Origin of the sequence: Chryseobacterium sp. SIMBA_028 (genome assembly GCF_046535285.1) — a bacterium.
In the GTDB taxonomy this organism is placed as follows: Bacteria; Bacteroidota; Bacteroidia; order Flavobacteriales; family Weeksellaceae; genus Chryseobacterium.
Window position 1 is genome coordinate 1 of the sequence record NZ_JAWRWZ010000460.1, and the last position, 260, is coordinate 260.

A 260-nucleotide genomic window follows, 5' to 3' on the forward strand; every position below is an offset into this window, starting at 1 on the left:
GTCTTTCATCGTTGAGGTTCATAATATCACCAACAATTTGGTTGGCGTGTTTCAAATTATCCGAAACCATCAACTGAACAGCAGCTTTTCCATGAGAAATTCTTCCTGCAGCATTGATTTTCGGAGCAATTTCAAAAACAATATTCGAAATCTCGAAATGAGATAATTTATCTTCCGGAATTAATAATCTTAAACCTAAATTTCTCGTTTTTCTAAGAATTTTAAGTCCCATTTTGGCCAAAACTCTGTTCTCGCCGGTC

1 pseudogene is annotated in these 260 nt (G+C 35.4%); it reads right to left on the reverse strand.

Annotation, left to right across the window (positions count from 1 at the left end):
• Window positions 1–260: pseudogene (locus SCA31_RS24120) on the reverse strand (single-stranded-DNA-specific exonuclease RecJ); the annotation flags it as partial.